At 40.3% G+C, this 3,656-nt stretch carries 3 protein-coding genes; 2 read left to right on the top strand and 1 reads right to left on the bottom strand.

What is annotated here, in order from left to right; translation table 11 throughout:
- A partial coding sequence (locus ACJJVZ_RS03395) for a flagellin (RefSeq protein ID WP_405621586.1) occupies positions 1 to 792 on the top strand: 792 nt, incomplete at its 5' end.
- Positions 793 to 1,202: 410 nt separating this feature from the next.
- Complete coding sequence (locus ACJJVZ_RS03390) at positions 1,203 to 2,069, top strand: flagellin (RefSeq protein ID WP_077535677.1); 867 nt, start codon at positions 1,203 to 1,205, stop codon at positions 2,067 to 2,069.
- A gap of 359 nt (positions 2,070 to 2,428) precedes the next feature.
- Here the strand turns inward: ACJJVZ_RS03390 and ACJJVZ_RS03385 are convergent.
- Positions 2,429 to 3,656 (bottom strand): RHS repeat-associated core domain-containing protein (locus ACJJVZ_RS03385; protein WP_405596930.1); only part of this gene is annotated, 1,228 nt, incomplete at its 5' end.

The raw sequence follows: 3,656 nt of genomic DNA, 5'->3' as shown, positions 1-3,656 counted from the left end.
CGTAGTAACAACGATTTATCTACTGCGCTTGAGCGTTTAGGGTCTGGTTTTAAAATTAACTCAGCAAAAGACGATGCTGCAGGTTTGCAAATAGCATCACGCTTAAACGCACAAGTACGTGGTCAAGACGCGGCACTTTATAATTCAAATAATGCAATGTCGATGATGCAAACAGCGGAAGGCGCGTTTGATGAAATGACAAACATTGCTTACCGTATGAAAGAGCTCGCAACGCAAGGCGCCAATGGTACAAATGGTACAGATGAATATACTGCAATGAAGTCTGAATTTGTTGCTTTGGAAGCTGAGCTTAAAAGTATTATGGATAATACTAGTTTTGGTGGTACAGAATTACTAAAAACAGCCGCTGGTAAATTTGATACTGGCGCGGTTACATTTCAAGTTGGTTCATCAACAGCAGAAACACTAGGTGTTAATGTTAGTACAGCAGTGCAAGCGATTAACACAACTGTAAATGCTGCGGGTGCTATTGGAGCGCTTACAGATGCCGCAACGTCGTTAGCAGCAATTACTACAGTTGATACTTTTATTAAAAACATTGGTACTGCACGCTCTTCATTAGGTGCGTCAATGAATCGCCTTGACCACACAATGAATAACGTAACAAACATGAAAGAAAACACCCAAGCAGCGGCTTCTACGCTAATGGATGCTGATTTTGCGGCTGAAACGTCTAACATGACTAAGCAACAGTTACTAATGAACTCAGGTATTTCTGTGCTTAGTACAGCAAACAGTACAACACAAATGATTGGCTCGTTACTTCGTTAATAGTTTAGTGAAAGGTTACGTAAAATAAGTAATCAATGAGTAAATATAAAAACAGCCGCATCTCTGGTGCGGCTGTTTTTGTTTGGATAGTGTCTTATTAATGATGTTGAATGTAGTTATTTAGTCGTTTTGACGGGGGGGTGTTTGAGTAACTATATGAATGTCAGTCCATACATTAATAAAAACAATAAAAATCAAAATAAAGTTTAGTTTTTCTGAATATGGTCGCTCTAAATGATTAGTCACTGCTATTTATGCTTTTAAAGTGTGGGTAGCGTTAAAAACATAAAGGAAATAAACATGGCTTTATCAATTCAATCGAATATGGCGTCAATGTCAATTCAAAACTTAGTCACTGCTATTTATGCTTTTAAAGTGTGGGTAGCGTTAAAAACATAAAGGAAATAAACATGGCTTTATCAATTCAATCGAATATGGCGTCAATGTCAATTCAAAACCAGTTAGGTCGTAGTAATAACGATTTATCTACCGCACTAGAGCGTTTAGGGTCTGGTTTTAAAATTAACTCAGCAAAAGACGATGCTGCAGGTTTGCAAATAGCATCACGCTTAAATGCACAAGTACGGGGCCAAGACGCGGCACTTTATAATTCAAATAATGCAATGTCGATGATGCAAACAGCGGAAGGCGCGTTTGATGAAATGACTAACATTGCCTACCGCATGAAAGAGCTGGCGACCCAAGGCGCCAATGGTACAAATGGGGCGGAGGAATATACCGCTATTAATGCTGAATTTGGTGCTTTAGAAAAAGAGCTTAAAAGCATCATGGATAATACCAGTTTTGGCGGAACTTCTCTTCTAACGGCTACAGGTAAATTTGGTGCTGCGACAGGTGTTACTTTCCAAGTAGGCTCATCTACAGCAGAAACGCTTAAGGTAGATGTATCTACTGCAGTTGGAGGAATAAATACTACATTAGCTACTCCGGGTACAATTGGAACATTAACTGGTGCAACACCTGCTGCTGCTGCAACAGCATCATCAGGTGCAATCACCACAGTTGATACTTTTATTAAAAATATCGGTACGGCCCGTTCAGCACTAGGTGCGTCAATGAATCGTCTTGACCATACAATGAATAACGTAACAAATATGAAAGAAAATACCCAAGCAGCAGCGTCTACGCTAATGGATGCTGATTTTGCGGCTGAAACGTCTAATATGACAAAACAGCAATTGCTAATGAACTCAGGTATTTCTGTACTTAGTACAGCAAACAGCACAACACAAATGATTGGTTCATTGCTTCGTTAATAGTTTAACGATAGGTTACATAAACCAAGTAACCGATTAAAAAATACCAAAACAGCTGCATCTTTGATGGGGCTGTTTTTGTTTAGACAGTGCTCGGATAAAATTGAAAAAAAGTTACTAAGTCTTTTTTGAAGCTGCATGTAGTTTGATAGATATATAATTATTTTCACCTGTATTAATAAATCAAAATAAAGTTTAGTTTTTTCTTAATGTGGTCGCTCTAAATGATTAGTCACTGCTGCATGTTTAAAGTACTTATGGCAAACTGATGTGTCAGGCATAGCAGTTGTGACTTATGTGGGTTGTGGTGATTTACATAAGATCATAAATTGCTGTGCCTGTCACGTTTTGGGGATTCGTCAGCCCACAGGGACTATTGCAGATTTAGTCTCATCTATAATCCCATGGCCAGCAAAAACAACCCTTTTAGGAGTCCCTTCCTTACAACTCAACCCAAACGGGTCCACCCAATTTACCGGGTTCGGCGCATATTGGTAATGGTTTATACCACCGACCAAGCCAATTGGGTCTTGGTTTATAAAGCGCTGTTGTTTGGGGCTGTAGTAGCGATAACGGTTGTAATGCAGGCCGCTCTCTTCATCTAAATACTGCCCCTGAAAGCGGATTGGCTGAGTGAAGCTGCTTTCTGTATTAAAATCAGACTCGGCTTCATTCTCTTCGTAACCATACACATCAGCTTGGTTTTCCCATACCACTTCTGCTTTGTTATTGGTAACAAAGCGTGGAGTATTCAGTTGGTCTAGGTGGTAGTAGTACACCTCGCCTTTTTTAACCAATGCCACTGGGTGAAATTGATTTGGTAGGTTGATATACCAGGTATATTCACCGTGTTGGTATTCGCCGATTAACTGATCGTTATCCCAAATGTAGTCAATTTTACCGTGTTCGGTGTGCTTGGCAATACGACGCCCGAGTGGGTCGTAGTCGTATTGAGTAAGCGTGCCGTTATTATTAAAGCAGCTTAATTGGTTAAACGCGTTATATTCACGGCGGGTTTTAATGCCTTTGCCAGTTTCGCGTATTTGATTACCAAACTCGTCGTAGTAAAAGTCGCTGTCGCCAAAGTGAGTTAGGCGGTCTGCGTCGGTGGCACTGTTTATTGTGGTGTTGTTAGTGTCTTCATTGTTTACTACTGAGTCAGCGTTACTGCTATTTTCATTACTATTTGGCGCTAACTCTTTGTATTCGCTATGGGTGGCGCGTGTTAAATCAATAGAAGAGCTGGCATCAGTATTTGTAGTATTTTGCTCACTACTGTCTGCATCACTTGTGCTTGATTGCACTGTTTGGCTTTGTGGGTTACCAAAGCTATCCCACTGGTATTGCGTGGTTGTATCAGTACTTGAAGTTGCCAGTGTTTGTTGTATTAACTGCCCTAAGCTGTTGTATTCAAAATTGATGTTTTGGCTGCTTACGCCTTCGTTTTTACGGGCAATCAGCTGGTTGATGCTGTCGTAATTGTACGTACAGGTATCAAATAGTGCCTGCGCAGGGTGGGTTAACTGCTGCTGTGTTAAGCGGTTAAATACATCAAATTGTTGGGTAAGGTTTATGTCATTACCAAAC

Origin of the sequence: Pseudoalteromonas sp. Ld19 (assembly GCF_045064135.1) — a bacterium.
GTDB classification, from domain to species: domain Bacteria; phylum Pseudomonadota; class Gammaproteobacteria; order Enterobacterales; family Alteromonadaceae; genus Pseudoalteromonas; species Pseudoalteromonas aliena.
Note: the sequence above shows the minus strand (reverse complement) of the source record. Positions and strands in the feature narration are given on the sequence as shown.